Source organism: Prevotella sp. Rep29 (genome assembly GCF_019551475.1).
GTDB lineage: Bacteria > Bacteroidota > Bacteroidia > Bacteroidales > Bacteroidaceae > Prevotella.
Genome location: NZ_CP047159.1, coordinates 1,183,916 through 1,209,773, shown reverse-complemented (window position 1 = coordinate 1,209,773; position 25,858 = coordinate 1,183,916). Strand labels below are relative to the sequence as shown.

The 25,858-nt window shown below is 48.7% G+C and carries 19 protein-coding genes; 11 read left to right on the top strand and 8 right to left on the bottom strand.

Annotated elements, in window-relative coordinates; translation table 11 throughout:
• Positions 1–12 precede the first annotated feature (12 nt).
• The 4 genes from GRF55_RS05130 (at position 13) to GRF55_RS05115 (ending at position 5,833) form a co-directional block, all read left to right on the top strand.
• Positions 13–2,370, top strand: a complete 2,358-nt coding sequence (locus GRF55_RS05130) for a glycoside hydrolase family 3 N-terminal domain-containing protein (protein WP_220369444.1) — start codon at positions 13–15, stop codon at positions 2,368–2,370.
• Positions 2,371–2,768: 398 nt separating this feature from the next.
• Positions 2,769–3,926 carry an NAD(P) transhydrogenase subunit alpha gene (locus GRF55_RS05125; RefSeq protein ID WP_220369443.1) on the top strand — a complete coding sequence of 386 codons (1,158 nt, stop codon included), beginning with the start codon at positions 2,769–2,771 and terminating at the stop codon, positions 3,924–3,926.
• 66 nt (positions 3,927–3,992) lie between these two features.
• Complete coding sequence (locus tag GRF55_RS05120; RefSeq protein ID WP_220369629.1) at positions 3,993–4,295, top strand: NAD(P) transhydrogenase subunit alpha; 303 nt, start codon at positions 3,993–3,995, stop codon at positions 4,293–4,295.
• Positions 4,292–5,833, top strand: a complete 1,542-nt coding sequence (locus GRF55_RS05115; protein WP_220369442.1) for an NAD(P)(+) transhydrogenase (Re/Si-specific) subunit beta — start codon at positions 4,292–4,294, stop codon at positions 5,831–5,833. The genes GRF55_RS05120 and GRF55_RS05115 overlap by 4 nt, the downstream gene beginning before the upstream one ends.
• 68 nt (positions 5,834–5,901) lie before the next feature.
• Here the strand turns inward: GRF55_RS05115 and GRF55_RS05110 are convergent, their stop codons facing one another.
• The 8 genes from GRF55_RS05110 to GRF55_RS05080 all read right to left on the bottom strand — a co-directional run bounded on the left by GRF55_RS05110 (position 5,902) and on the right by GRF55_RS05080 (position 18,366).
• Positions 5,902–6,492: a YigZ family protein gene (locus GRF55_RS05110; protein WP_220369441.1), complete on the bottom strand. Its 591-nt coding sequence runs from the start codon at positions 6,490–6,492 to the stop codon at positions 5,902–5,904.
• 116 nt (positions 6,493–6,608) lie between these two features.
• A complete protein-coding gene (locus GRF55_RS05105) occupies positions 6,609–6,884 on the bottom strand; it encodes a hypothetical protein (RefSeq protein ID WP_220369440.1) in 276 nt (91 codons plus the stop codon).
• A 1-nt stretch (position 6,885) separates the two neighbouring features.
• Complete coding sequence (locus tag GRF55_RS05100; RefSeq protein WP_220369720.1) at positions 6,886–10,389, bottom strand: hypothetical protein; 3,504 nt, start codon at positions 10,387–10,389, stop codon at positions 6,886–6,888.
• Positions 10,390–11,683: 1,294 nt separating this feature from the next.
• The gene (locus GRF55_RS05095; RefSeq protein WP_220369439.1) at positions 11,684–11,938 is read right to left on the bottom strand and encodes a hypothetical protein; all 255 of its coding nucleotides are present in this window, start codon (positions 11,936–11,938) and stop codon (positions 11,684–11,686) included.
• 10 nt (positions 11,939–11,948) lie between these two features.
• A complete protein-coding gene (locus GRF55_RS05090) occupies positions 11,949–15,668 on the bottom strand; it encodes a leucine-rich repeat domain-containing protein (protein ID WP_220369438.1) in 3,720 nt (1,239 codons plus the stop codon).
• Positions 15,669–15,925: 257 nt separating this feature from the next.
• Positions 15,926–16,261 (bottom strand): four helix bundle suffix domain-containing protein, encoded by a 336-nt coding sequence (locus GRF55_RS11820; protein ID WP_370626752.1) that lies wholly within the window; start codon positions 16,259–16,261, stop codon positions 15,926–15,928.
• A complete protein-coding gene (locus GRF55_RS11815) occupies positions 16,261–16,491 on the bottom strand; it encodes a four helix bundle protein (RefSeq protein ID WP_370626751.1) in 231 nt (76 codons plus the stop codon). Before GRF55_RS11815 ends, GRF55_RS11820 begins: the two co-directional genes overlap by 1 nt.
• A 126-nt stretch (positions 16,492–16,617) precedes the next feature.
• Positions 16,618–18,366, bottom strand: a complete 1,749-nt coding sequence (locus tag GRF55_RS05080; RefSeq protein ID WP_220369437.1) for a phospho-sugar mutase — start codon at positions 18,364–18,366, stop codon at positions 16,618–16,620.
• 140 nt (positions 18,367–18,506) lie between these two features.
• Between GRF55_RS05080 and GRF55_RS05075 the strand changes: the two genes are divergently transcribed.
• The 7 genes from GRF55_RS05075 to GRF55_RS05045 all read left to right on the top strand — a co-directional run bounded on the left by GRF55_RS05075 (position 18,507) and on the right by GRF55_RS05045 (position 25,808).
• Positions 18,507–18,812, top strand: coding sequence for a DUF4491 family protein (locus tag GRF55_RS05075; protein ID WP_220369436.1), 306 nt, complete (start codon positions 18,507–18,509; stop codon positions 18,810–18,812).
• Positions 18,802–19,272 carry a 23S rRNA (pseudouridine(1915)-N(3))-methyltransferase RlmH gene (gene rlmH / locus GRF55_RS05070; RefSeq protein WP_220369435.1) on the top strand — a complete coding sequence of 157 codons (471 nt, stop codon included), beginning with the start codon at positions 18,802–18,804 and terminating at the stop codon, positions 19,270–19,272. The genes GRF55_RS05075 and rlmH overlap by 11 nt, the downstream gene beginning before the upstream one ends.
• Before the next feature lie 291 nt (positions 19,273–19,563).
• A complete protein-coding gene (locus GRF55_RS05065) occupies positions 19,564–20,241 on the top strand; it encodes a cell division ATP-binding protein FtsE (RefSeq protein ID WP_220369434.1) in 678 nt (225 codons plus the stop codon).
• Between the two features lie 6 nt (positions 20,242–20,247).
• A complete protein-coding gene (locus GRF55_RS05060; RefSeq protein ID WP_220369433.1) occupies positions 20,248–21,576 on the top strand; it encodes an aspartate kinase in 1,329 nt (442 codons plus the stop codon).
• Positions 21,573–22,706 (top strand): glycosyltransferase, encoded by a 1,134-nt coding sequence (locus GRF55_RS05055; protein ID WP_220369432.1) that lies wholly within the window; start codon positions 21,573–21,575, stop codon positions 22,704–22,706. Before GRF55_RS05060 ends, GRF55_RS05055 begins: the two co-directional genes overlap by 4 nt.
• Positions 22,703–23,821 carry a hypothetical protein gene (locus tag GRF55_RS05050; RefSeq protein WP_220369431.1) on the top strand — a complete coding sequence of 373 codons (1,119 nt, stop codon included), beginning with the start codon at positions 22,703–22,705 and terminating at the stop codon, positions 23,819–23,821. The genes GRF55_RS05055 and GRF55_RS05050 overlap by 4 nt, the downstream gene beginning before the upstream one ends.
• A gap of 4 nt (positions 23,822–23,825) precedes the next feature.
• Positions 23,826–25,808: a fructose-1,6-bisphosphatase gene (locus GRF55_RS05045; protein ID WP_220369430.1), complete on the top strand. Its 1,983-nt coding sequence runs from the start codon at positions 23,826–23,828 to the stop codon at positions 25,806–25,808.
• Positions 25,809–25,858: the final 50 nt, after the last annotated feature.

The window sequence follows — 25,858 nt, the reverse complement described above, 5'->3', positions numbered from 1 at the left end:
AAGAGAAACATCATGAAACGATTTTTATTATTTTTCGGATTTTGTGTCATCTGTTCCATAACCGTCAGTGCACAAAAAAAGTTTCCTTACCAGGACGCATCACTGCCCGTTGACCAACGGGTGGACGACCTCATCGGCAGAATGACGCTTGAAGAGAAGATTGGACAACTTCGTTGCACACTGGCATGGGACTATTATTCCATACAGGGTAAGAACGTCGTCCCTTCGGAGAAATTCAAGAAAGATATTCGTGAGGGAAATATCGGAATGTTATGGGCAACCTATCGGGCAGACCCCTGGACCCGGAAATCGCTTGAGAATGGACTCACACCTGAGCTGGCAGCTAAAGCCGGCAATGCCTTACAGCGTTACGTGATAGAGAACACCCGACTGGGCATCCCGCTTTTTCTCGCTGAGGAGGCTCCTCACGGTCACATGGCTATCGGTGCCACCGTCTTCCCAACAGGCATCGGCATGGCTGCCACCTGGTCGCCGGAACTGATTGAACGCGTCGGTGAAGTCATCGGAAAAGAGATTCGCCTTCAGGGAGGACATATCAGTTACGGTCCTGTGCTCGATTTGGCTCGTGACCCTCGCTGGTCGCGTGTGGAAGAGACTTATGGTGAAGATCCTGTGCTGACAGGAGAAATCGGAGCGGCGATGGTACGGGGAACTGGTGGTGGATTGCTCCATCGCCCCTACTCCACGCTCGCCACGCTGAAGCATTTCATCGCTTACGGCACCACGGAGAGCGGACAAAATGGTGCTCCGTCATTCATCGGACAACGAGAACTTCTGGAGAATTTCCTTCCACCATTCCGGAAAGCGATTGATGCAGGAGCACTGTCGGTGATGACGTCATACAATTCAATGGACGGCATCCCCTGCACGGCAAATGGCTATCTGCTGAACGACGTCTTGCGCGGAGAATGGAATTTCCGCGGATTCGTCGTTTCAGACTTATATAGTATTGATGTCATGCACAATAACTATCACGTCACCCATAGTTTGCAGGAAGCGGGCATCCAGTCGCTTCAAGCCGGTGTTGATGCCGACCTCGGAGCCAATGCCTATGCTTTATTGGGTGATGCGGTACACAAAAACCTCATCCGTGAGAAGGACATCGACACTGCTGTCCGACGCATCCTTCGGCTGAAATTTGAGATGGGGCTCTTTGAAAATCCATACGTGGAGCCAAAAAAAGCTGCTAGGGAAGTGGGAACGGCACAGGCTAAAGAAGTGGCATTGCAAACGGCACGCGCTTCTGTCACGCTTCTGAAAAATGAACAGCACATCCTGCCATTGAAAAAAGACATGCACGTTGCTGTCATCGGACCAAATGCAGACAACTGCTACAACATGCTGGGCGATTACACGTCTCCGCAACCTGACGGGAAGGTCATCACCATCTTGGACGGAATCAAGAAAAAAATCGGTGCCGAACATGTAATTTATGCGAAGGGATGTGCCGTGCGCGACACGACGGAAAGTAACATTGCCGAAGCGGTTAATGCCGCCCGGAAAGCCGATGCCGTCGTCGTGTGTGTTGGCGGTTCGAGTGCACGCGACTTCAAGACAAGCTACAAGGAGACGGGAGCAGCCATTGCTGATACGAAAACCATTAGCGACATGGACTGCGGAGAAGGGTTTGACAGAGCTACGCTCGGAGTGCTCGGACATCAGCAGAAGCTGATGGAAGCTCTGAAACAGACAGGCAAACCGCTTATCATTGTTTATATTGAGGGACGACCGTTGGAGAAAAATTGGGCTCACCGGAACGGCGATGCCCTGCTGACTGCCTATTATCCCGGCGAAGAGGGTGGAACTGCCATTGCCGATGTACTGTTCGGCGACTACAACCCCGCAGGCAGATTGCCGGTTACGGTACCTGCCAACGTAGGACAAATCCCGGTTTACTATAACAAGAAGGCGCCTGTTCCACACGACTATGTGGAGATGAGCGCCAAACCGCTCTATCCTTTTGGTCACGGTCTCAGCTACACCTCGTTCGAATACAGCCATCTGCAAATCACACCTGCGGCAGACGGGAAACAGTTCACGGTGAGTTGCAATGTGAGAAACACAGGAAACTACGATGGTGATGAGGTGGTGCAACTCTATCTGCATGACGAGATTGCCTCCACCGTACAACCGCTCAAACAGTTGAAACATTTCAAGCGCATCCATATCAAACGGGGTGAAAGCACAACCATCAAATTCCTCCTGACTGATGAAGACTTGTCTGTCATCGGAAAAGACATGAAACCTGTCATCGAACCAGGTGATTTCACCATCATGGTGGGAGCCTCCTCTGAAGACATCCGACTGACGGGAACACTCACGGTCAAGAACGACGGACATGGGAATTAGCCACCCGGCTGCTTTTGCATATTTATGCATAACAGAGGCTTTCGGTCTGTGTTTTGCAAACACCTGAATTTCAGCACGTTAGAATGGGCTTTCCAAAAGTGCCACTTTCGCACTCCAAAAGTGGCACTTTCAGGAGCTGAAAGGGGAACTTTTGCAAGCTAAAAGTGGCACTTTTGGAAAACGAAAGTTCAACTGCATATTTATACACCCATTCCTGTATGTTTATGCAGGCATGTTTTGGGGGTTATTTTCACCGAATTCACGTGATTATTCACATCATTGGGAAACACAAATGTTAATAATATGTTAAATGTATGGTGTAAGCGCTCATGGCAAACATAAAAAGCGTACATTTGTAGCATGAAAAACATCTTATAACTTAATATAAAATTAAACTTATGATTATTGGTATTCCAAAAGAAATCATGCACGACGAAGCTCGCGTTGCATGTACACCGGAAACCGTCGAGAAATTTGTCAAAGACGGCTTTGAAGTATTGGTTGAAAAAAGCGCCGGCGATGGTGCACTCTTCTGCGATGATGAGTACATTCAGGCTGGTGCCAAAGTGATTGACAACCCGCAGGAGATCTATGACAAGGCTGAGATTATCCTGAAGGTGAAAGAACCGCTGTTCAACGAGAAGTTGGGTAAGCACGAGGTGGACATGATGCACAAAGGTCAGTACCTCATCACTTTCATCCACCCTGCCTCACCGGTGAACCACGAGATGGTGAAGAACCTCTCTGCCAAAGGCGTTACTGCCATCACATTGGATGGTATTCCTCGTATCTCTCGCGCACAAAACCTCGATGCTCTGACATCCATGAGTACCTGCGCCGGCTATAAGGGAATCCTGATGGCTGCCAACCACCTCACCCGCTTCTTGCCCCAGATGTTTACCGCTGTAGGTAAGATTGAACCGGCTAAGGTGATGGTTATCGGTGTGGGTGTTGCAGGTCTTCAGGCACTGGCTACGGCTAAGCGCCTCGGTGCGATTACTTATGCTGCCGACATCCGTCCGATGGCTGCCGAGAACGCTGGATCGCTGGGTGCCAAGGTGACAGATACGGGTGTTCCCGCAGAGCTCGCTGTCGGTGAGGGTGGCTATGCCCTCCGTCTGCCGGACGATGTTCTCGTCGTTGAGCGTGAGAACCTGAAAGAGACGATTCAGGAGATGGACATCGTGTTCTGCTCTGCCCTCATTCCGGGCAAGGTGGCTCCTATCATCATCACCGAAGAGATGGTGAAGGGCATGAAGCGTGGTTCTGTCATCGTTGACATCTCCATCGACCAGGGCGGTAACTGCGAACTGACCCCGAAGGGTGGCATTGAAACGAAGCATGGTGTGACCATCATGGGCGTGAAGAATATTCCAGGCGAGCTGCCGACCAGTTCTACTTGGATGTTCTCCAACAACATGTACAACCTCGTGAAATACCTCGTGAAGGACGGCAAGATTGAACTCGACCGTTCTGACGAAGTGGTTGCTAAGAGTCTTGTCTGCATCGACGGCGAACTGGTTCATGCCGGTGCTCGTGAGGCAATGGGACTTTAATCAGTGGAAAATTGACGGGTGAAGGGTTTCATGCCCTTCACCCTTTATTATAACATATGTAATATGATCAACCCTTGGATTTTGATACTCGTTTTCGTGGTATGCACGGTAGCGGGTTATTTCATTATTAAGACGGTCCCCAGCCTGCTCCATACCCCACTGATGTCGGGTATGAACGCCCTGTCGGGTGTCACACTGGTCGGTGCTGTCACTGCTACGGGCTTTGCCTTGCAGAACGGCTCGGGCGTGCTGGCACAGATTTTTGGCGTACTGGCTATCGTGCTGGCTACCGTCAATGTATTCGGAGGCTTTGGAGTGACCCACAGGATGCTCCAGATGTTCAATAAGAAGAAAGGAGACAAGCAATGAGCATCATACAGATTATTCTCAGTGCGTTACTCTCGGTGGCTGTCCTGGTCGGCATCTCAATGATGAGCAAGGTCAAGACATCCGTCAACGGTAATCTCCTCTCTGCACTTGCCATGCTGGTCGGTGTGGTAGCGACACTGCTGTTCAGTGGCGTGGTGTCTGCATGGACCATCTATCCTGCCATTATCATCGGTGCACTCATCGGTAGTGTGATGGCTCGCAAAGTGCAGATGATTCAGATGCCGCAGGTCGTAGCGCTGTTCAACGGACTCGGTGGTGGTGCATCGGCATTTGTCGGCATCCTCTCTGCTTCGGGCATGGGATTCAGCAGCGAGCAACTTTTCGAAATAGCAATGAATGGCTATGAACCGTTCGTACGGTTTACGTCGCTGTTGGCTATCGCCGTCGGTATGATTACGCTTGTCGGAAGCCTTGTAGCTGCCGGTAAGCTTCACCGCGTATTGCCGCAGAAGCCCATCGTTTGGCAAAATCATTCTGCCATCACCATGCTGCTGCTCATACTTACCGTGGCATGTATCATCGCAGGCATCTTCGTCGAAGGTCCTTCCACACTGCTCATCATTGGCAGCATTGTCTTCTCAGCACTGTTCGGACTGTTCTTCTCCATACGTGTAGGCGGTGCCGATATGCCCATTACCATTTCGCTGCTCAACTCCCTCTCGGGTGTGGCAGGTTCGATTGCCGGTATGGCTATCAGCGACATTTTCCTCGTAGCCGTCGGAGGCATCGTCGGAGCTTCGGGACTACTGCTCACACAAATCATGTGTCGTGCGATGAACCGCAGCCTGCTCAAGATTCTCATTCCGCCCACCGTCCCTGCTCCGGCACAGACGAAAGCGGTCGAAACAAACCAACAAGATGAAGAATATAAAAAACAATTAGAAAATAGAGTTATGCAATTAGAAGAAAGAATCAAGAAACTCGAAGCCATCGTCAGCGAGCTTGAGGCTCGTGTGGGTACGCTGAATGCCCAGATGGAAGCAACCCCGGCAACAGCAGAAGAAACCGCTGCAGCATCACCTGCCAGTGTACTCGCTGCCGCCAAAGACGTAATCATCGTACCGGGCTACGGTATGGCACTCGCACAGGCACAACACCTCGTGAAGCAACTTGCTGACACCCTCGAAAGCAATGGTGCACGCGTACGCTTTGCCATCCACCCCGTTGCCGGACGTATGCCGGGACACATGAACGTATTGTTGGCAGAGGCTGACGTGTCTTACGACAAGCTGTTCGAGATGGAAGCCATCAACGACGACTTTGCCAAGACGGATGCGGTCGTAGTCATCGGTGCCAACGACGTGCTGAATCCTGCCGCACGCAATGCAGAGGGAACACCCATCTACGGCATGCCGGTACTCAATGTGGACGCAGCACCAGAGGTCATCATCTGCAACTACGACCTCAAGCCGGGTTATGCTGGCGTGGAGAATCCGCTCTACACCCGCGAGAAAGGCGTCTATCTGGAGCTGGGCGATGCCAAGCAAACGCTTGCAGCCCTCATCAAAGGAATTTAGCAAAAGTCCCTAAGGTCCCTAAAGACCTTAAAGTCCTTAAAAGAGCACTCCCCTAAGAGCTTCGGCTTTTAGGGGAGTTTTGTTATTGCTTTCTGAAGTCGGTTCCTGAGCGTTTCGGCATCATTCTTCCGGATGGCGAGCGTCATCTCGCAGGTGTTGTCGAAGTGTTGCGAGACGATGCGCGGGCTCATCTCCTTGACGATGCGCATCACGTCATTCATCAGCGTATAGTCAAATTGAACGGTGACAATCTCCTCCACCTGCTTCACCACGATTTCCGTATGGGCAATAGCATCGGCGGCAGCGGTGCGATAGGCAACAATCAGTCCGCCCGTACCGAGGTTCACTCCGCCATAGTAACGCACGACGACTATCATGACGTCCGTCAGCTCATGCGAATTGATTTGTCCGAGAATCGGTTTGCCGGCTGTGCTCGATGGTTCTCCGTCGTCGTTCGCCCGAAACTCCGTCCGTTCGGCGCCGAGCATATAAGCATAGCAGACGTGGCGCGCATCATAGAACTTCTTGCGGTAGCCGTCAATCAACTCCTTCACCTCCTCCACCGTCGTCACATGGTGTGCGAAAGCAAGGAACTTACTACGTTTCTCGCTGTAGAAGCCCTCCCCTGTCTTTTCTATTGTCTTATATTCATCCATCAAACTCAATCATTTCTCCTTAAAGTCCCTAAAGACCTTAAAGCCCTTATCGCTAAAAAACTTCACGGATGAAACGAGTGATTCATTTCATCCGCGAAATCATTTATGCGATTGTCTTTTTATCTTTTCGGTGTGAAGCCATACGTCCAATCATCGTCAAAGAATCCTCTTGGCAGCTTGTCGGGATTTGGTTTCGTTGAACTGAAGTTCGGATCCCACAAACCACCGTCATCATCAGAGCCCCAATTCGACTCTTCGTAATCGGTCCGTTTGCCATAGTTTTCATCTGTCCATTCAGTAAATTGACTGGGAGTATAAAGAAGTCGTTTTTCACAAAAAACGATTGTTGATTGCGGACTTATATATTTTTTCCTTTCCATCATCATTCCTTTCATTTTACTGTTTTACAACAACTTTCTTTCCATTAACAATATAGATACCCGGAGCCGGTTTGCCGATCACGCGGCGACCTTGCAGGTCGTAAACAACCTGTTCCGTCTTTTCAGGTTCTGTCACAACGGTTCGGATGCCTGTTACTTCACCATCGCCGAAATAGAACGCGCCACCTTCTTTCGAATTATTGAAGTTGCCAGCTTTCAACGCATCCTCCAAGTCCTTACCAGTGATGAAGCAGCGATGAGCAGCTACCACGGTGCCATTATATCGCCAGAAGCCTAACTTCAGCGATACGTTTCCGTTGCCATCCGGAGCTTTTTGGCGACCCAGAGTCAAAACCGACATTACCCCAACGGGCTTATCTACCAGCGTACCGCTCAGGATATTATCCTCCAGATATGTTTGCATTTCTCCGCCATTCTTCAGGTCCACCCATTTCTCAGGGTATGTTGCCGGATCATATTCAGGTCGATAGATTATGTTCTCTTCATCCACACCATGCAAAACAGGACTCAATGTACTCACATCAATCCCCTCCTTTTCTGCATACGCCTGTGCTATTTCCTGCTGTCTGCTAAAGTCTTCCCAACCTTTAAAGTCGAAGTCCCATACGGTCTTGAACGAATAGAGTCCGGCTGCTGTTTCCGACTTAACAATAACCGGGGTTCTTGCAGGCAGCACCTCGCCTGGCACGCCAACTTCCTTCAATATGAGCTGTGCGTCATAAGGGCTTTCGGGCTGACCTATTTCCTTATAACCTTCTTTAAGACCGGTAACCACATAAACCTTCACGCCATCAGGAATGAGGGCATCGTAGTCGAGATAGATGGTCGAAGAATAATAGTTGGTACCCGTGGGATTGCCCGTAGCACTTTTGGTTGCTGGGTTGATGTTCAGGATATACGGCCAGATATGTGCACGGATTTGGATGTGATTATCCAAGACACCAGATGGCTGACCGTTATTAAACTTAGTGTCGTATTTATAAGTTAACACCTTTCCATAGAGGTCCTGGTCTTTCACTTTTCCACCGTTATCGCTTTTAATTTCATCTTGGGAATGTAGGAAAAGGTGTTCTGTCGTATGTCCGTCAGGACAAACCGCATTATACCCCATCCGTTCGCTAAAATGTTCAAGGGTACCCATAAACGGATTGGCTTCCTCTGCAATCTCATTGGTACCTGCATTGGCATCCTCAATTGATGGGTAGAGTCCTACAGTATTGTCAAGCAGGTGATCAAATCCGCCACCATTAGGCAGCAACATTGCAATCCAGTCTTGCGAGCCGTCTTCAGCTTCTCCCTTTATCGCCTCCACATTCAGGAATCCCACCTGCATCACACCACCAGCCATATTCCAACCCCATTTTGAGCCAGTTTTCTGACCCGTGACAGGAAGTTTTGAGAGATCCAGCGTCAGGAGCATATTGTTCTCACACTGGAACGATGTAAGCCCAGTCAACCCGCTATGTATGTCAAGTGTTTGCAACAGGTTGTCTGCCACCTGTAGCGTGACCAATGCTGAGCCAAGATGTGTCGTATTGACGTTGCTTATCTTATTGGTGAAAACATCTCGAACAATTACCTTCTCATTTCCATTTTCATCTTTCATCCTTGAAGCAGATGCTCCGCCGTTAACCTGTATATTCGCCAATTTTGCGATGTCGGTTGCCGTTCGTCCGGTGCAGGGCATTGTCAAGAAGTCAAGGTCTGTCAGGCGATTTCGCTTGGCATTGAACGAAGTAATGCTGGTGCATCCGCTCAGGTCAACCGTTTCAATCTGGGTCTGCTCAACCCAGAAATGTGTCATTTTGCTACAATCGCGCACGTCAATGGTATGCAGCGGACTATTATAGTTTACAAATCTCGTAATATTGCATCCCTTGGCATAAAACTCCCGCAACGGACTTTCATTGTAGTTTAGTGAACCATCAGCACTTAGCCATATTGCGATGCTGCCTAATCCCGTACCGCTGATATCAAGAACTTCGAGCTGATTATAATAAAACTCACCCTCTGAATGCCAAATAGCTTTTCCCTCTCCAGTAAATTTACCATAATAATTCTTTGTGTCAACACTGCTGTATCCTAAGAAAAGCCCCGTTTCTGAACTTAAAGTTGGAGGAGCATATTTATAGGAAGTTATCTTGGTATGATTAGGAATGCGAAGTTCTTTCGTCGTTGAATTTAAAAGATTGATGGTATTCAAATTCATGGCGGCATTGGTCAAATCCAACTTCTGTACACCTGAATTCATGGCATCGATTGTTGTAAGGTTCGGCAAGGTCTCAGAGCCTGAAGCTGCACCGGTATTGAAGATAACTCCCTTGTGTCCTTCGGTTCCATCGCCCCACTCGACTCCTTTGTCATAGCAATACAAAGTATTAAGAGCACTACAATTCGAGATATCAATCTCATTTACGTTTATGAGAGTGAGAGTTTTGAGGCTTGTTTGGGAGCCTAAATTTACCACCAAATCAGGACTTCCCGTACCTTCTAAGGTAAATGAAGAACCACTGAGATTAGGAAGAGTCACACCCGTTGCGCCAATCACCTTGAGCCAAGTCAAGCCTGAGCACCCACTGAGATCAATATCTTTTTCATCTTCGTTCGTCACATCTATGGTCAGTGGATTTTTATTTTTTAGCAAGTCCGTAACATTGCCTCTACGTATTGCAATAAACCCTGACGGAACGAGCAAATCGGCACCCGACGTTCCCCATGTCATCTTACCATAATCGAAAGTGACTTTCGTCAGACCTGTATATTTCGTCAGGTCCAAAGAGGTAATATTCGTTCCTACGATATTCACTTCTCGCAAATATGGGGAATTGGCTGTTTTTGTTGTCACGGTTGTCAGATTTGCCGAACCGCTCACATCCAATATGGAAACGTTAGATGAGGCGATATTCAGCGAAGTCAGCGCCGTATTTTTTGCCGTCAACGTAAAACCGGCAGTAGAACCAGTGGGAACTGTCCAAGAGGTCAGCGCCGTATTACTGATATCCAGACTCGTTATTTTAGTCTTTGCTGTAGAATTAGTCCATGTCAACGAACCCAGTTTCTTATTCTTTGAAAAGTCGCCTACTATCGATGTTGCACCAGACGAGTTCGCATCCGTAAATGAAGTCAGATTCGGAAAATATTCTATACCTTTATAAGTGAGGTTTGCATTATCACCCCCATTAGTAGCATTAAATGAAAAACTTGTTTTCTCCTGCAACGTACTCCAATAGATTTTACCATCAGTACCAGCATTACACTGATTCCTTATCCAAGGTCTGAAATTAGAATGAGGAACAAAATACAAATTAGCATTAACACCATCTATCTGCATACCAATATCATTATTTGAGGCAACATAGATATACCAACTGCTTTTGTTTTCCAAATCCGTATCATCCGTCAGGTATTTCAATCCCGTATCAGAATCAGTCACCACCGTCTGCGCCAGCATGCTCATCGGCATAATCATCAACAATAGAAAGAGTAATTTCTTTTTCATGCTTTTATATAATTTTAAGTTTATTATTATTCCGTTCTTGTTTTCCCATATATATATTATATAAGATGTGCAAAGGTAAGTAATAAGTTTGGTATGTGAATGTTTTTTTTACAAATTTTCTCTACTTTAAAAGGTTATTTAACCAAATAGAACGTAAGATTAAATATTATTAACCTAATTCCATCGCTAAACGAAGAAAAGAATTAACCTAATTCGGACGGAATTGACACCCCACCCCAACCCCTCCCCTAAAATGGGAGGGGAGCGCCTGACGGAAGAAGATACTAATCACACTCCCCTCCTCTAAAATGGGAGGGGAACGCCTGACGGAAGAAGATACTAATCACACTCCCCTCCTCTAAAATGGAAGGGGAGCGCCTGACGGAAGAAGATACTAATCACACTCCCCTCCTCTAAAATGGAAGGGGAGCGCCTGACGGAAGAAGATACTAATCACACTCCCCTCCCCTGAAATGGGAGGGGAACGCCTGACGGAAGAAGATACTAATCACACTCCCCTCCCCTAAAATGGGAGGGGAACGCCTGACGGAAGAAGATACTAATCACACTCCCCTCCCCTAAAATGGAAGGGGAACGCCTGACGGAAGAAGATACTAATCACACTCCACTCCTCTAAAATGGGAGGGGAACGCCTAGCGGAACAAGATACTAATCACACTCCCCTCCCATCGCCGAGGGGAGGGGTCAGGGGTGGGGTCGCCTGTTCGGGTCGATACATCGATCGCCCCCTACAAACGCCATATTTGAATTAAGAATGATGATTAGAGATTGTTTCCTTCCGTCAGGCGTTCCCTCCCTTTGGGAGGGTTAGGGAGGGGCTCCTTTTCACCCGCATAAACATACAGGAAAGGGCGTATAAATATGCAGTTGAACTTTCGTTTTCCAAAAGTTGAACTTTCACCGTCTAAAAGTTGAACTTTTGCAGCCTGAAAGTTGAACTTTTGCAAGCTAAAAGTTGAACTTTTGGAAAGCACCTCCTAACCCACTGACTAACAACAACTTCCACGCCGAGCAGCAAAACCTCCACCTATGCATAAATATACAAAAGCGAAGTTTTAACCGGAGACTCTAAAGACCTTAAGGACCCTAAGGACTTTAAAGACCCTAAGGACTTTAAAGACCCTAAACTCCTTAAAGACCCTAAACTCCTTAAACTCCCCACCTCCCCCACCGCAAAAAAAATCGCGGATGAAACGAATCGGTGAGTTACTCCCTTTTCGTTTCATCCGCGAAATCATCTATGCGACAGGCTTCCTATCGGCTCAGCGTGAAATTATTCGTCCAATTCGTTTTCAAAAAATGCGTTCGACAAATTGTTGTCATCTGGGTCCGTCGAACCGAAGCCCGAATCCCATCCGCCGCCGTTGCCGTTGCCTTCTTCGTCTTTCCAATCCGACTCGTCGAAGTCGGTCTGTTTGCCGAAGGCTTCATCAGCTCCGGTAGAGCCAGGTAAAATAGTTTCCAACAGGTCCTTATCCATGTATGGAATCGTCTCTATTTCGGGTTTTAGATATCTCTCTTTTTTCATACCGTCATCGTTATTTTATGACAACTTTTCTGCCCATGTTGATGTAGATGCCGGGCTGCGTCGGGCGACCGTTCAGACGGATGCCTTGCGGTGTGTACCAAGCGTCGTCAGCAGGATGTGAATCGTTGTCGATGTTCTTAATTGCGGTGGTCTCGTTGTCTTCAGAGAAATAGAACGTGCCACCATCCAAAGAGGTTGAACCGGTTGCTGCATAGAAATCATCGCCGGTGATGATGCATCGATGAGCAGCAACAGTTGTTCCGTTATACGGCCAGAAGCCTATTATCTGCGTTCCCTTCTGTGTTTCATTTGCCAGCACCAATACCGATCTCCTTGTAACGGTCGTGTCAGCTTTCTCATACATATTGAAGTTTTTATCCTCCAGATCCGCTGTGCTGTATTTCTTTCCTGCGATACCCGTCAACAGGTTTTTCACGCCATCATTCGCAAGTTTGGCCTTGAGTTCGTAGGCTGCTGCAACACTGCGTTCATACTCCGGTCTGATGATTCGCCCGTCTGTTTTCTGCACGCCATGCAGAATCATCGGCATCTCCGTTTCATCAAAACCTTCAATCGTCGCGATATTTTCCCAGCCTTTTATTTCCTTGAAGTCCCATGCCGTCTGAAAGTCATAAAGCCCGGCTGCCTTCTTAGACTTCACGAACACCGGTGTATAAGCCGGCAGGATGACGTTATTTTCAGGTTTGGTCAGGTCAATGCTCGGGTCGCTCAGGTCAACATCGCCTTTACCGAACGGGAGCATGTCAAACTGCTTGTCAACAGCAGTTCCTCCGCCATATATGACTTTCGTTGTATCCGTGACGCCGGTAATGTAATACACCTCAACTCCCTTTGGAATCACTGCGTCATAGTCGAGATAGATGGTGCTTGAATAATAGTTAACTCCCCTTGCCTTGGACTGAGTTGACAAGGTCCTGTGATTCAGGTTCATAATATAGGGCCAGATGTGCACACGGACGTCTATATGCGCGTCAAGCGTATCGGCTTCATTAATTTTTATACCTGTCGGCTTGCCGTTTTCTATCGTCTGGTTATAGCCGGTGTTATATCTGTATTTCAGAACTTTTCCGTAGAGATCCTGGTCTTTGTATCCCATTTCATTCTGCGAATGCAGGAAGATGTGCTCTCCCGTGTGACTCGGATCAAATTTGGCATCCAGAAACTCCGTTGCTCCGGCATGCTTTGCCAGGGAGTCGGTCTCTTCCACCTTGCACATCCAAGGATCTGCCTCGCTTGCGATTTGGGCAGAATCTTTCAGCTCACAATAGAGGTTTGGGTACAAGCCCAAGGTATTGTCCATCTTATGGGTATAGCCCTTTGTCGGCAAGTTGAGTGCCACCCAGTCTTTTGCACCTGTATCGAGCGCTACACCGTAATTGCCTTTTATCGTCTCCACATCCAGGAAAGCCACCTGCGGACTCCATTGACCATCCTCCAGATCTGTATGATTCAAAGACGAGAGGTCCATGGTCAGAATCATGTTGTTTTTCACGGAGAAATGTGTCATGCCTGAACCAAGGTTGCTGATGTCCAGATCGGTAAGAAGGTTGGCTTCGCAGTATAATCCCTTGAACGTTCCGTTTTTCAAGTGTGAGAGGTCCAGTTCTTTGATGCGGCTGGTGATAAGCATCGGCTCGCCGTCATATTCCCTGACAACTCGGTTCCTGTCTGTTAAGATCGTATATGAACCGCCATTTACATGCAAGAATCCCAGAGCCTCGATGGCAGCCTGCGAACGCCCTTCACTGGGTTTCAGAAGAAAGTCCATCGTCTCCCAGGGATGGCGGTCTGCGATGAATTTATAGAGACTTCCGCAATTTGACAGCTGCACGTCACCATTACCGGTCAGGCGACCTTGGTTGATAGCAATCTTCTTCAAGTTGGTGCAATCATTGACAATCAACTTGTTCAGCATGCTGTTCTGGCATGCGATATGCTCTATGGCGGTGTTTCCCGTCAGGTCCAGCTCCTCCAAAGCCACATATATTTCATAATCCTCTGCGCCACCAATCTGTCCCGGGTTCAAGCGCAGAATGGAGAGCCATGCATCCAGATCTTCATCGTACTCTGTCTGCAACCGCAATGCATTGCACCGTTTCAGTCTCAGCACACGAAGTTTGTTTCCTTCACTGAAGAAGGTCTTTCCTTTTTCAGGGGCAGTGATTGACTCCTTGCCATCTCCAGTGAGTGCCGGATAAAGACTGAGCGTGGACAAGCTTGCATGATCAGACAAGTCGAGCAACTCTAATGGTGCCCACCAAGACTTGAAGTCCTCAAGGTTTGGAGCCTCGTTATGCGACAAGTCCACCGTTTTGATTCCTGAATTAGAAATATTCAACAACTTCAGGGCACCATTGTCTGCCGACAGTTTCAACTCTTTTGTGGAATCACCATTACAAATTAAATTGACCAAACTTTTACATTCTGATACATCAACAGATTTCACATCAATCACATCAAGAAATTTCAATTGTTTCATACCCGAGAAATCAACCTTAGCGATATTGGGGCTACCTGTCAATCTGACTGTAAGCGCACCTGTCAGATTTTTAGGCAAAACAAGACCACCGCCGGCGGTCAGCTCTACACCTCGCAGATTAGAGAAGGAAGAAAGATCCAAGGTTCCACCTTCCTCCGGCGAGCCAGTCCAATCCCTTATAACCCAGTTTTCTTCATCTGCACTCAAAATCAGATTTCGCGTCGGTGCATCACCATCGTTCGTCTGTCGGAACCCCGTACCGTCATATTTCATATAGCCTCCGGTTCCAACCAGACGGATATAGTCTGACAAATCCCACGGGTCGGCATAACTGTAATTGCCTGAAAGATATGTCCCGGTATTGCTGACATCGAGATATTTCAAAGAACCAGTGTTGGTAGGCAAGGTCAATTTTGATGTAAATTGTGATGATGACACATCGAGTTCTTCCAAATAGGCATACCTTGCAAGATCCAACGTGGACAGCCCCGAAACCCCGGACAGGTACAGGAACTTCAATTGATTATCATTATCAGGCAGTGTCAGCGACGTGAGGTTCAACCCGTTGGCTGTAAGCGATTGCAAGTTACTGCACGAGCTGACATCCAACGATGTAAGACCGGAATTGGTCACATCCAAGACTCTCAAACCTCTCAAGCTATTGAAATTGATGCCAAAAGATGAAATATTTATATCCCGCGCAATAAAGTTTGCAAGCGTATTTACCGAGCCCGAAGGGATAGACAAACTTGTCAATTTTGTATTGCTGATATTCAATTGAGACAATCTAATCGTTGGCTGCGTAAAGGTCAAGGTCTCCAACTTTGTATTTTTCGACAAATCCAACTTTACAGAAGCAGCACCGGATGAATTAATAAGTAATTTTTTCAGATTGCGAAAATACTCTATCCCTTGATAATCATCAAAATTCTTCCATCCAGACGGATCTAGCTCCTCAATAGCATCAAGATCCGTCTTATACCATTTAGGATTATTGTTGTTCCACTTCCCCCGAAAATTACCTCGCATACCTGGACCCGGGATAAAATGGGTATGAGCGAATACTCTGCCATCCTCAGTGGTGATATTACCAGAACCTGCAACCCAGATGTATGGTCCTTTTCCATCTTGGTCATCAAGATATTCCAGACCATCAATCGTTACGACAACGGTTGCCATCACGCTCATCGGCATAAGCATCAGCAACAAAAAGAGTAATTTCTTTTTCATTTTCTGTATGATTTTAATTTGTTCTTATTCCGTTTTTGTATTCCCTATATTATATAAAGATGTGCAAAAGTAAATAATAAGTTCGATACCCAAACAGTTTTTTACAACTTTCGGTAATTTTGAAAGGTTATTTAACTAAACGGGTGGGCTATTAAGGATTATTAAGAAAATAACTGGGAGGACTGGGAAGGCTGGGAATCTTGTTTGAGGTCGTAGTGCTCTCAGGACTCCCAGCCTTCCCAGAGCTCCCAGTCTTCTCACCCTTTATTCCTATCTCGCCATTGTTTTCTTGCTTGCGACATTTGTTCGCGGATGCCGCCATGCCGGAGAAAGTCGGCTTTAAGTTTTTCGATTAGTCTTTGTAGAAGATAGTCGGTCTGGTGGATGAGAATCAACGCGATATTTGCCACCGTCTCATCGTCACGCATCTTGCAAACCTTCAGATAGTCAGCCGGACGGCTGTGTGTCTTGCACCATTCACGCGCTGACTGGCATCGCGGATCGTCAGTCAGCCACGGCACCCTGTCGTGTGTACGCAGATAGTCCTCATAATCTTCCTGCAATTCACGAAGACTTGCCTTTGCCACATTCATCAATTTGATGTTGTTTCCATCGAGGTGGTGCCTGCCTCATTTCCTTCAGCGATATTCTGTTTCCCCGAGCGCGCTGCCTGTTTCATCTGATCGACTGTACGGTCGCCTGTTTTCGGAAGGTAGTGCTCAATAAAATAGCAAGTCAAATCATAAATGCATTCCGCCTTCTGAAAGACGACCAACTTTTTGTAGTCGCCTTTCGAACGGAGAAAATCATTGGCTTCAAACATTGTTTCTGGTTTTAATAATTAATGGGAAGTCTGGGAGGGCTGGGAAGTCTGAGAATTCTGAGAATTCTGGGAATCTCGCTTAAATCGTAGTGTTCTCAGGGCTCCCAGCTCTCCCAGTGCTCCCAGCTATACTCCCAGTTCTTTCCTGATTTGCTCTATCTTCTCGCGGCTGGCGGCGAGGCAGCGCTCATAGCAGCCGGCGCAACGCATGGTGGAATCTTTCACCTCGAGATAGAATTTGATCTTCGGCTCGGTACCCGATGGGCGGACGCTCACTTTCGTACCGTCCTCGCAGAACCACTGGAGCACATTGCTCTTGTCGGGCATCGCGAGTTGCTCGGTGGTGCCGTCAGCCTTCCGCATCTCGAGATTCTGGAAGTCTTTCCACACCACGACTTTCGAACCGCCGAGCTGCTGCGGCGGAGTGTGACGGAAGTTCTCCATCATCTGGCGTATCTCGTCGGCACCTGTCTTTCCGGGACGCACAACGTTGATGGTATATTCATGTGAGAACCCGTACTCAAGATAGATATCCATGAGCAGGTCGTAGAGTGTCTTGCCCTGATCTTTTGCGTAGGCAGCAATCTCGCAGATGAGACAGATGGAGGCTGGTGAGTCTTTGTCGCGCACCTTGTCGAAGGGCAGGAATCCGAACGACTCCTCACCGCCACCGATATATTTCTTCACACCTTCCGACAGGCGTATCTCGTTGGCAATCCACTTGAATCCCGTGTAGCAGTCGCGCAGCTCCACGCCGTTTTTCTTGGCAATCTCGGCGATGACCTCTGTGGTGACGATGGTCTTCACGAGGAATTCATTGCCCTTGAGCTGTCCGAGTTTCTTCTTGTTGGCGATGATATACCAGCAGAACATCATGCACGTCTGGTTGCCGTTGAGTATCTCCCACTCCCCTTTCGCATTGCGGCAGACGATAGCGAGGCGGTCGGCATCGGGGTCGCTGGCGATGACAAGGTCGGCATTGAGTTTCGTTCCGAGCTCCATGCCCATTGTCATGGCTTCCGCATTCTCAGGATTGGGTGACACGACGGTCGGGAAGTTGCCGTCGATGACCATCTGTTCGGGCACCACGTGGATATTCTGGAATCCCCATGAGCGCAGTGCCTCGGGAATGATGACGCGACCGCAGCCGTGCAGCGGCGAATAGACAATGTTCAGGTCTTTCTGACGGAGAATCACTTCCTGGTCAACCATCGCCTCTTTCACTGCCTGCAGATAGTCCCAGTCCATCTCGCCGCCGATAATCTGAATGAGGTCTTTGTTGCCCTCGAACTTCACATCGCCGATTTTCACCTTGTTCACTTCATCGATAATGCCTTTGTCATGCGGTGCAAGCACCTGCGCACCATCGTCCCAGTAGGCTTTGTAGCCATTGTATTCCTTGGGGTTGTGCGACGCCGTCACGTTCACTCCCGCCTGACAGCCGAGGTGGCGAATGGCGTAGGAGATTTCGGGTGTCGGGCGGAGACTCTCGAAGAGATAAACCTTGATGCCGTTGGCAGAGAAAATGTTGGCAACGGTCTCGGCGAAGAGCCGTCCGTTGTTGCGGCAGTCGTGTCCCACCACCACACTGAGGTCGTTGCGCCCTGCGAAGGCTTTATTGATGTAGTTGGCAAAACCCTGCGTCGCCATTCCCACGATATAGATATTCATGCGGTTGGTACCGGCACCCATGATGCCACGCAGTCCACCCGTTCCGAACTCAAGGTCGCGATAGAACGCATCAATCAGTTCGGTCTTGTCACTATTGTCAAGCATTGCTTGCACGGCTTTTCTCGTTGCTTCGTCAAACGCTGGCTGAAGCCATTCTTTTGCTCTTGCCTCACACTGGGCAATCAGTTGTTCGTTGTTCTCCATAATCTATTGTTTTTTAATAATTAAAGTCTTTAGCGTCTTTAAGGTCCTTAGAGTCCTTATTCTATGCAAAGATAGTGCTTTTTTCAGATGTAAGAAAGCAAAAGTACAAAAAAAGCATTATCTTTGCAGCAAAAAAATATATGGAGATACATCTGACCGGCATCATCATTGCCGTTTCCACCTTTCTTATAATAGGGCTTTTCCATCCGTTGGTCATCAAGGTGGAATATCACAGTGGCACGCGCTACTGGTGGGTTTTCCTCGTGGCTGGCATCATCAGCATCATTGCTGCCCTGTTCGTGGAAGCGGTGATTGTCTCATCCCTACTGGGCGTTTTGGGTGCCTCGCTGATATGGTCCATCGGCGAACTGTTCCACCAAAGAATACGGGTGAAGAAGGGGTGGTTTCCCATGAATCCGAAACGTAAGCACGAGTATGAAGACTGAGCTCATCGCGGTCGGAAAGACTGTCAACCCGCACATCAAGGAATGTATTGCCGACTATGCCTGTCGCATCGGTCATTACATGCCGTTCAGCATGAGCATCATCCCCGAACTGAAAAGCACCAAAAATCTTTCAGAAGAGCAACAGAAAAAACTGGAGGGCGAACTGATTCTCAAACAGTTGCAACCAACGGACACGGTCGTTCTTCTCGATGAGCACGGGAAAAGTTTCCGCAGCATCGACTTTGCCAAATGGCTTCAACAGAAGCAAGCCGTCAGTCGCCGCCTCGTCTTTGTGATTGGCGGTCCTTACGGCTTTTCCGAAGCGGTCTATCAGCGGGCAAACGAGAAGCTCTCACTCTCACCCATGACCTTCTCCCATCAGATGGTGCGACTGATTTTCACCGAACAGCTCTACCGCGCCTGCACCATCATCAAAGGCGAGCCGTACCATCACGAGTAAATTTTTATCCTTAAGGACTTTAAAGACTTTAAGGACCTTAAAGACCCTAAGGACTTTACACCATAAAATAAAATCAACTTTATTTTGTATTGTTCTCGCTAAATCGTAACTTTGACCATTGTCCAAATTACTAACGCTCGGAAAAATGCAAATAAATTTGCTTTTTCACTCGCTAAATCGTAACTTTTTATAACTTACTCACGCTCGACAATAAAAAAGAATGTGATTCTTTTTGTATTGTTCTCGCTAAATCGTAACTTTGCAAACGAAAAGAATAACAAACTATTGAATATGGCACTGATAGAATATAAAAACGTCAATATCTCGCACGACGAGAAATACGTGCTGAAAGACATCAACTTCACGGCAGAGGAAGGACAACTGATATATGTCATTGGTAAAGTGGGAACGGGAAAGAGTTCGCTGCTGAAAACATTCTACTGCGAACTGGACATTGACAGCTGCGACACTGCCACCGTGCTCGGACGCGACCTGACCACCATCCGCAGAAAAGAAATTCCCGCACTCCGCAAGGAGATGGGCATCATCTTCCAAGACTTCCAACTGCTGCACGACCGCAGCGTGTTCAAGAACCTAGAGTTCGTGCTGAGAGCTACCGACTGGAAAGACAAAAACGACATCAGAAGCAGGATTGAGGAAGTGTTGCAACAAGTAGGGATGGAAAGCAAAATCGAGAACATGCCGCACGAACTCTCGGGCGGTGAACAACAACGAATCTCCATCGCACGTGCACTGCTGAACAACCCGAAAGTGATTCTTGCCGACGAGCCGACCGGTAATCTTGACCAAGAGACTGCCGACAATATCTTCGAACTGCTCAAAAGCATCAGCGAACAGGGAACGACCGTCATCGTCACTACGCACAACATGGCGCTGCTGGACAAGTTCCCCGGCATCGTCTATGAATGCGAAGACGAACTGATGACCATGAAAAGTGAAAAGGAGTAAGAAAGAATGAAAGTCATGAAATTCGGGGGAACCTCTGTCGGCTCCCCAGAACGCATCAAAAACGTGGCGGCACTGGTCACCAAATCGGGAGAGCAGACGTTTGTCGTCCTCTCAGCCATGTCGGGCACGACCAATGCGCTGGTAGAAATCTGCAACCACCTGTACAGAAAAGAGAAGACACAGGCAAACAAACTGATTGACACACTGGAAGAGAAATACCGCAACCACATAGATGAACTCTATGAGAGTGAGACGTGGCGCGAAAAGACACACGCCTATGCTCGGGAGGTTTTCGAATATCTCCACTCGTTCACCAACGATATTTTCACAAGTTACGAGGAGAAAAACATCCTGGCGCAGGGTGAACTGCTCAGCACGACGATGATGACCAACTATCTCACTGAGCAGAACATCAAGGCGATGCTCCTGCCGGCACTCGACTTCATGAAGACCGACAAATACGGCGAGCCCGACCAACCCTATATCAGGAAAAAGCTTACCGGACTGATGGACACCCATCAGGGATACCAAATCTACGTCACGCAAGGATTCATCTGCCGCAATGCCTTCGGAGAGACCGACAATCTGCAGCGCGGAGGCAGTGACTACACGGCATCGCTCATCGGGGCGGCGCTCCAGTCAGAAGAAATACAGATATGGACCGATATCGACGGAATGCACAACAACGACCCGCGTATCGTGGAAAAAACAAGTCCTGTGCGCCAACTGAGTTTTGAAGAGGCTGCCGAACTCGCTTTCTTCGGAGCCAAAATCCTCCACCCCACTTGCATACAACCGGCGAAAGACAGCGGTGTGCCCGTGCGTCTGCTCAACACCATGCAGCCAGAGGCGGAAGGGACGCTCATCAGTCAGGAGACCTGCACGGGAACCATCAAAGCCATTGCTGCCAAAGACGACATGACTGCCATCACTGTCCATGCAGGGAAAGGGACACCCGTCAGCACATTCCTCAAACAGGTGTTTGACGCCTTTGAACACTATCAGACACCGATTGACATCGCGTGCACCTCACAAGGAGGAGTCACCCTGAGTTTCAACGACAACCGCCACCGTGACGACATCGTGGAGGAACTGAAAAACATCGGCACCGTCGAGACAGAACCCGACTGCTGCGTCATCTGCGTAGTCGGCGACCTGTTCTCTCAAGAGGCTGGCTACGATGCCGTCATCCTCAACACGCTGAGAGACATTCCCGTCAAGATGGTCTCCTACGGCGCATCGGAACACAACATCTCCCTGCTGGTGTCTATGACCGACAAGAAAGAAGCACTGCAACGATTGAGCAACACCCTATTCTATCACACAGAACCATGACAACAGAACTCATCATATCAGCAGCGGCACTGATTATCCTGGCAGCAGTCACACCGCTGTGCAACATCTTTTTCAGAAAGATAACAGCAGTCCGGCAAGCGGATGAAACGCCGGAAATGCCCAAAGTGTCGGTACTGCTGACAGCGTTTGGGCATTCCGAACAACTCGAAAACCATCTGCCAGCCTTTCTCACACAGGAGTACGGAAACGACTATGAAGTGATTGTCGTTGCAGAAAAAGGCGATGCCGAGACGGAAGACGTATTGAAACGAGTTGCCGACAATCCGCATCTATACATTACCTTCATTCCCGACTCATCAAGATATATGAGCCGGAAGAAACTGTCTGTCACGCTCGGAGTAAAAGCTGCCAAACACGAATGGATTATCATGACTGACCCGTCAACGGCTCCCACCGACAGCCACTGGCTTCAGAGCATGGCAGCCCATTTCACGGAGAAGAACAATCTCGTGATGGGCTATACCCAATATGAAGCCGACACCCCATCCTACTACCAGTTTGAGCATTTCCGGACAGCCTGCTATCTCATGCGGAAAGCCCGAAAAGGAAGGGCATTCAGGACGAACATGCCCCTGATAGCTTTCAAGAAAAGCGAGTTCCTCGAAAGAAATGGCTTCCAAGGAAACCTCAAATACATCCGCGGAGAATATGACTTCATGGTAAACAAGTATGCCCAGCGAGGCATGACCGCCGTCGCCACTGCCCCAGAGACACGGCTGACGGAAAGTTGCCCATCGCTCAAGACGTGGCGGAACAAACACATCTATTATCAAGAAACAAAGAAACATCTGGAGAGGCGGTTCATGCCCAGACTGACCTACCGATTCGACATGGCGATGATGTATCTGAACTATGTCGCCATACTGGGAGCGCTGACCTACTCATTGTTTACACAAGAATGGCTGCTCACCGCAGCGGCAGCGGCTGCTCTCCTCATCACCATCATTCTCAGAACAGTCATTGCCCGGAAAGCCATGCGCCGCTTCGACCTCAGCATACCCGCATGGAAAGTCACGCTCTATGAGCTGCGACTGCCCTGGACCTATCTTTTAGCAAAAATAAGATATTTAAGAGCCGACAAATACGACTTCATCAGCCACAAACTATGAAAATCCTGCATGTCATCCCCCCTTATTACAAAGACGACGAGGTGCTCGACAACGCCTTGTCGCTAATCGGACGCATGCTGGATTCGACAGAAATTCACGTAGCGGCTTTTGAGGAAGACATGCAGAAAGTTGCCACCCTGCCCATTACCTGCCACACCATCTATCACCGACATCCGCTGACCGAGTGGATATCGGTGCCGTCACAATATATCAAGATTCTCTATCAAGTGATGCCCGACGTGGTACACATACATGGAAGTTGGAATCTTTTCGGTGCCAACGTGGAGAAATGGTCGCGAAAGAGGGGTTTCAAGGTGGTCTTGTCGCCACACGACCGGCTCCGAAAACATGTTTGGAACTTAGGCTTTTTCAAAACAAGGCTATTGCCCACCGTCTGCTATCAGTGCAACATGGTGCGCCACTGCTGCGCCCTGCATGCAGGCAATGAACAAGAGAGGGACAACCTTGCCGCACTCAAGTGGAACCGCCACATTACCATGGTGCGACACGACCAGCTACACCTGATGCAGGCGTTCTACCAGAGAGTCATCGACCGCGACATTCATCGACAAATGTCGGTGGACGAGCGACAGAGCGTATGCTATCTGTTGCACACGGCACTTTCAGGAGACCTGCGTCAGACCGACCGTCTCCCCACGAGCGTCATGGAACGACTGAGCGCAGAACAGTGGAGACGCATCTTCATCTATACACAAAAGGAAGAGGTGACAGACCTTATCCTGAAAGGTATCGAGATTCAACAGTTACAAATCCCCTACCGCCATCCTGTCAGTGCACCGCCGACAGAGAGCAGCACCCATCTGAATAGGGAGAACGGAATCGTCGGCATGTTGGCAGATGTACGGAAGCATGTGAAGAAACGCACCGTCACCCTGCGCCACCTGTCCGACCTATACCAGACATTCATACAACTCGACTGCGACGAGGACGAGCTATGCCGGGAGCTCAAGGAGAAGAAAATGGCACGCTTCACAGCCCGCATGGAACAAGTACTCTCGGAAATATTCTTCCTCACGGAAGGATTCATGCCCGTCAGACAACGAAACGACAACCATACAGAAAAAATAAGAAAAAGTATCATCCTAAAACCTTAACACTATGAAAAAGAAGTATGATATCGAAAAAGACTTGGCGTATCTGGAACTGCTCTCACAGTCGTTCCCGACCGTAGCAGCGGCAAGTACGGAGATTATCAACCTGCAAGCCATTCTCAACCTGCCCAAAGGGACTGAGCACTTTCTGGCAGACATTCACGGAGAGTATGAGGCTTTCCAACATGTGCTGAGAAACGCTTCAGGAAACATCAAGCGAAAGGTGAACGACCTGTTCGGAAACGAATTGCGCGAGGCTGAAAAGCAAGACCTCTGCACGCTCATCTACTATCCGGAACAGAAGCTGGAACTGATAAAAGCGTGTGAGAAAAACATGAACGACTGGTATCACATCACGCTTCACAAACTGATTCGCGTGTTGCGCGACGTTTCCAGCAAATACACCCGCTCGAAGGTGAGAAAATCACTCCCGAAAGACTTCAGCTACATCATTCAGGAATTGTTGCACGAGCGCACCGATGACGCCAACAAGTCGGGATATGTCAGTGCCATCATTGACACCATCATCAACATCGGGCGCGCCGATGAGTTTGTCATCGCCATTGCCGGCGTCATCCACAAACTCGCCATCGACCAACTCCACATCCTGGGCGACATCTACGACCGAGGACCGGGTGCCCACCTGATTATGGACCTGATGGAGGAATACAACTCATGGGATATCCAGTGGGGAAACCACGACATCGTATGGATGGGAGCATGTGCAGGAAACGATGCCTGCATCTGCAGCGTGATACGCCTCTGCCTGAGATATGCCAACCTGACGACACTGGAAGAAGGCTACGGCATCAACCTCGTGCCACTTGCCACCTTCGCCATGGAGACTTACGGAAATGATCCCTGCGAGGAATTCATTCCTAAATATAGCGCAGAAAGCAGCAACATGGACGAGAAGACCCAGCGACTTACCGCCCTCATGCACAAAGCGATTGCCATCATGCTTTTCAAGAAGGAAGCACAGCTTTATGAAAAGTATCCGGAGTGGGACATGCAAGACCGAATGCTGCTCAACCATATCGACTACAAAAAAGGAACCATCATGCTCGAGGGAAAGAAATACAAGCTGAGCAGCAACAACTTCCCGACCATCGACCCGAAGAATCCCAACCAGTTCACACCCGACGAAGAGATACTGATGGAGAAACTGCACCGCTCATTCACAAAATGCGAAAAACTGCAGCGCCACATGCGCACCATCCTCGCACACGGCTGCATGTACACCATCAGCAACAATAACCTCCTCTTCCACGCATCGGTTCCCCTCAACGAAGACGGAACGCTCAAAGAGGTGGAAGTATTCGGAAAGAAATACAAAGGAAAAGAGCTGCTCCACCAGACGGGCATGCTGATACGAACTGCCTTCCAGAAAGGTGCCGACCCCGCGGAGCGGAACTATGCCATCGACTACTTCATGTATCTATGGTGCGGAAAAGACTCGCCGCTGTTCGACAAGTCAAAGATGTCCACGTTCGAGCGTTACTTCATTGAGGATAAAAAAACCTTCCACGAAGAAAAGGGCTACTATTACAAACTGAGGGACAACGAAGCCGTATGTGACTATATTCTCGACGCGTTCGGCATCAAAGGAAAGAACCGGCACATCATCAACGGACACGTTCCCGTGCACGTGGTGAAGGGAGAAACGCCCATCAAAGCCAATGGAAAGCTGATGGTGATTGACGGCGGTTTCTCACAAGCCTATCACAAAGAAACAGGTATCGCGGGATATACGCTCATCCATCACAGCCGCGGATTCCAACTGATTCAGCACCAGCCGTTTACAAGCACGGAAGAGGCTATCAAAAATGGTACCGACATTATCAGCACCACGCAGATTGTGGAGATGGCATCGCACAGAATGCTCGTTGCCGACACCGATAAGGGAAAGGAACTCAAAAAGCAGGTGGAATATCTCCAGGAACTGCTGTACGCATACAGACGCGGCATCATCAAGGAAGTGGCGCAATAACCCACTGCCCTTGACCGCAAATCATATAAATTCTGTAACTTTTCACTGCG

Bases quoted from the DNA above. Each gene is read 5' to 3' on its own strand.
- GRF55_RS05130 (WP_220369444.1), top strand. From the start codon at position 13: ATGAAACGATTTTTATTATTTTTCGGATTTTGTGTCATCTGTTCCATA.
- GRF55_RS05125 (WP_220369443.1), top strand. From the start codon at position 2,769: ATGATTATTGGTATTCCAAAAGAAATCATGCACGACGAAGCTCGCGTT.
- GRF55_RS05115 (WP_220369442.1), top strand. From the start codon at position 4,292: ATGAGCATCATACAGATTATTCTCAGTGCGTTACTCTCGGTGGCTGTC.
- GRF55_RS05105 (WP_220369440.1), bottom strand. From the start codon at position 6,884: ATGAAAGGAATGATGATGGAAAGGAAAAAATATATAAGTCCGCAATCA.
- GRF55_RS05100 (WP_220369720.1), bottom strand. From the start codon at position 10,389: ATGAAAAAGAAATTACTCTTTCTATTGTTGATGATTATGCCGATGAGC.
- GRF55_RS05095 (WP_220369439.1), bottom strand. From the start codon at position 11,938: ATGAAAAAAGAGAGATATCTAAAACCCGAAATAGAGACGATTCCATAC.
- GRF55_RS05090 (WP_220369438.1), bottom strand. From the start codon at position 15,668: ATGAAAAAGAAATTACTCTTTTTGTTGCTGATGCTTATGCCGATGAGC.
- GRF55_RS11820 (WP_370626752.1), bottom strand. From the start codon at position 16,261: ATGAATGTGGCAAAGGCAAGTCTTCGTGAATTGCAGGAAGATTATGAG.
- GRF55_RS11815 (WP_370626751.1), bottom strand. From the start codon at position 16,491: ATGTTTGAAGCCAATGATTTTCTCCGTTCGAAAGGCGACTACAAAAAG.
- GRF55_RS05080 (WP_220369437.1), bottom strand. From the start codon at position 18,366: ATGGAGAACAACGAACAACTGATTGCCCAGTGTGAGGCAAGAGCAAAA.
- GRF55_RS05075 (WP_220369436.1), top strand. From the start codon at position 18,507: ATGGAGATACATCTGACCGGCATCATCATTGCCGTTTCCACCTTTCTT.
- rlmH (WP_220369435.1), top strand. From the start codon at position 18,802: ATGAAGACTGAGCTCATCGCGGTCGGAAAGACTGTCAACCCGCACATC.
- GRF55_RS05065 (WP_220369434.1), top strand. From the start codon at position 19,564: ATGGCACTGATAGAATATAAAAACGTCAATATCTCGCACGACGAGAAA.
- GRF55_RS05060 (WP_220369433.1), top strand. From the start codon at position 20,248: ATGAAAGTCATGAAATTCGGGGGAACCTCTGTCGGCTCCCCAGAACGC.
- GRF55_RS05055 (WP_220369432.1), top strand. From the start codon at position 21,573: ATGACAACAGAACTCATCATATCAGCAGCGGCACTGATTATCCTGGCA.
- GRF55_RS05050 (WP_220369431.1), top strand. From the start codon at position 22,703: ATGAAAATCCTGCATGTCATCCCCCCTTATTACAAAGACGACGAGGTG.
- GRF55_RS05045 (WP_220369430.1), top strand. From the start codon at position 23,826: ATGAAAAAGAAGTATGATATCGAAAAAGACTTGGCGTATCTGGAACTG.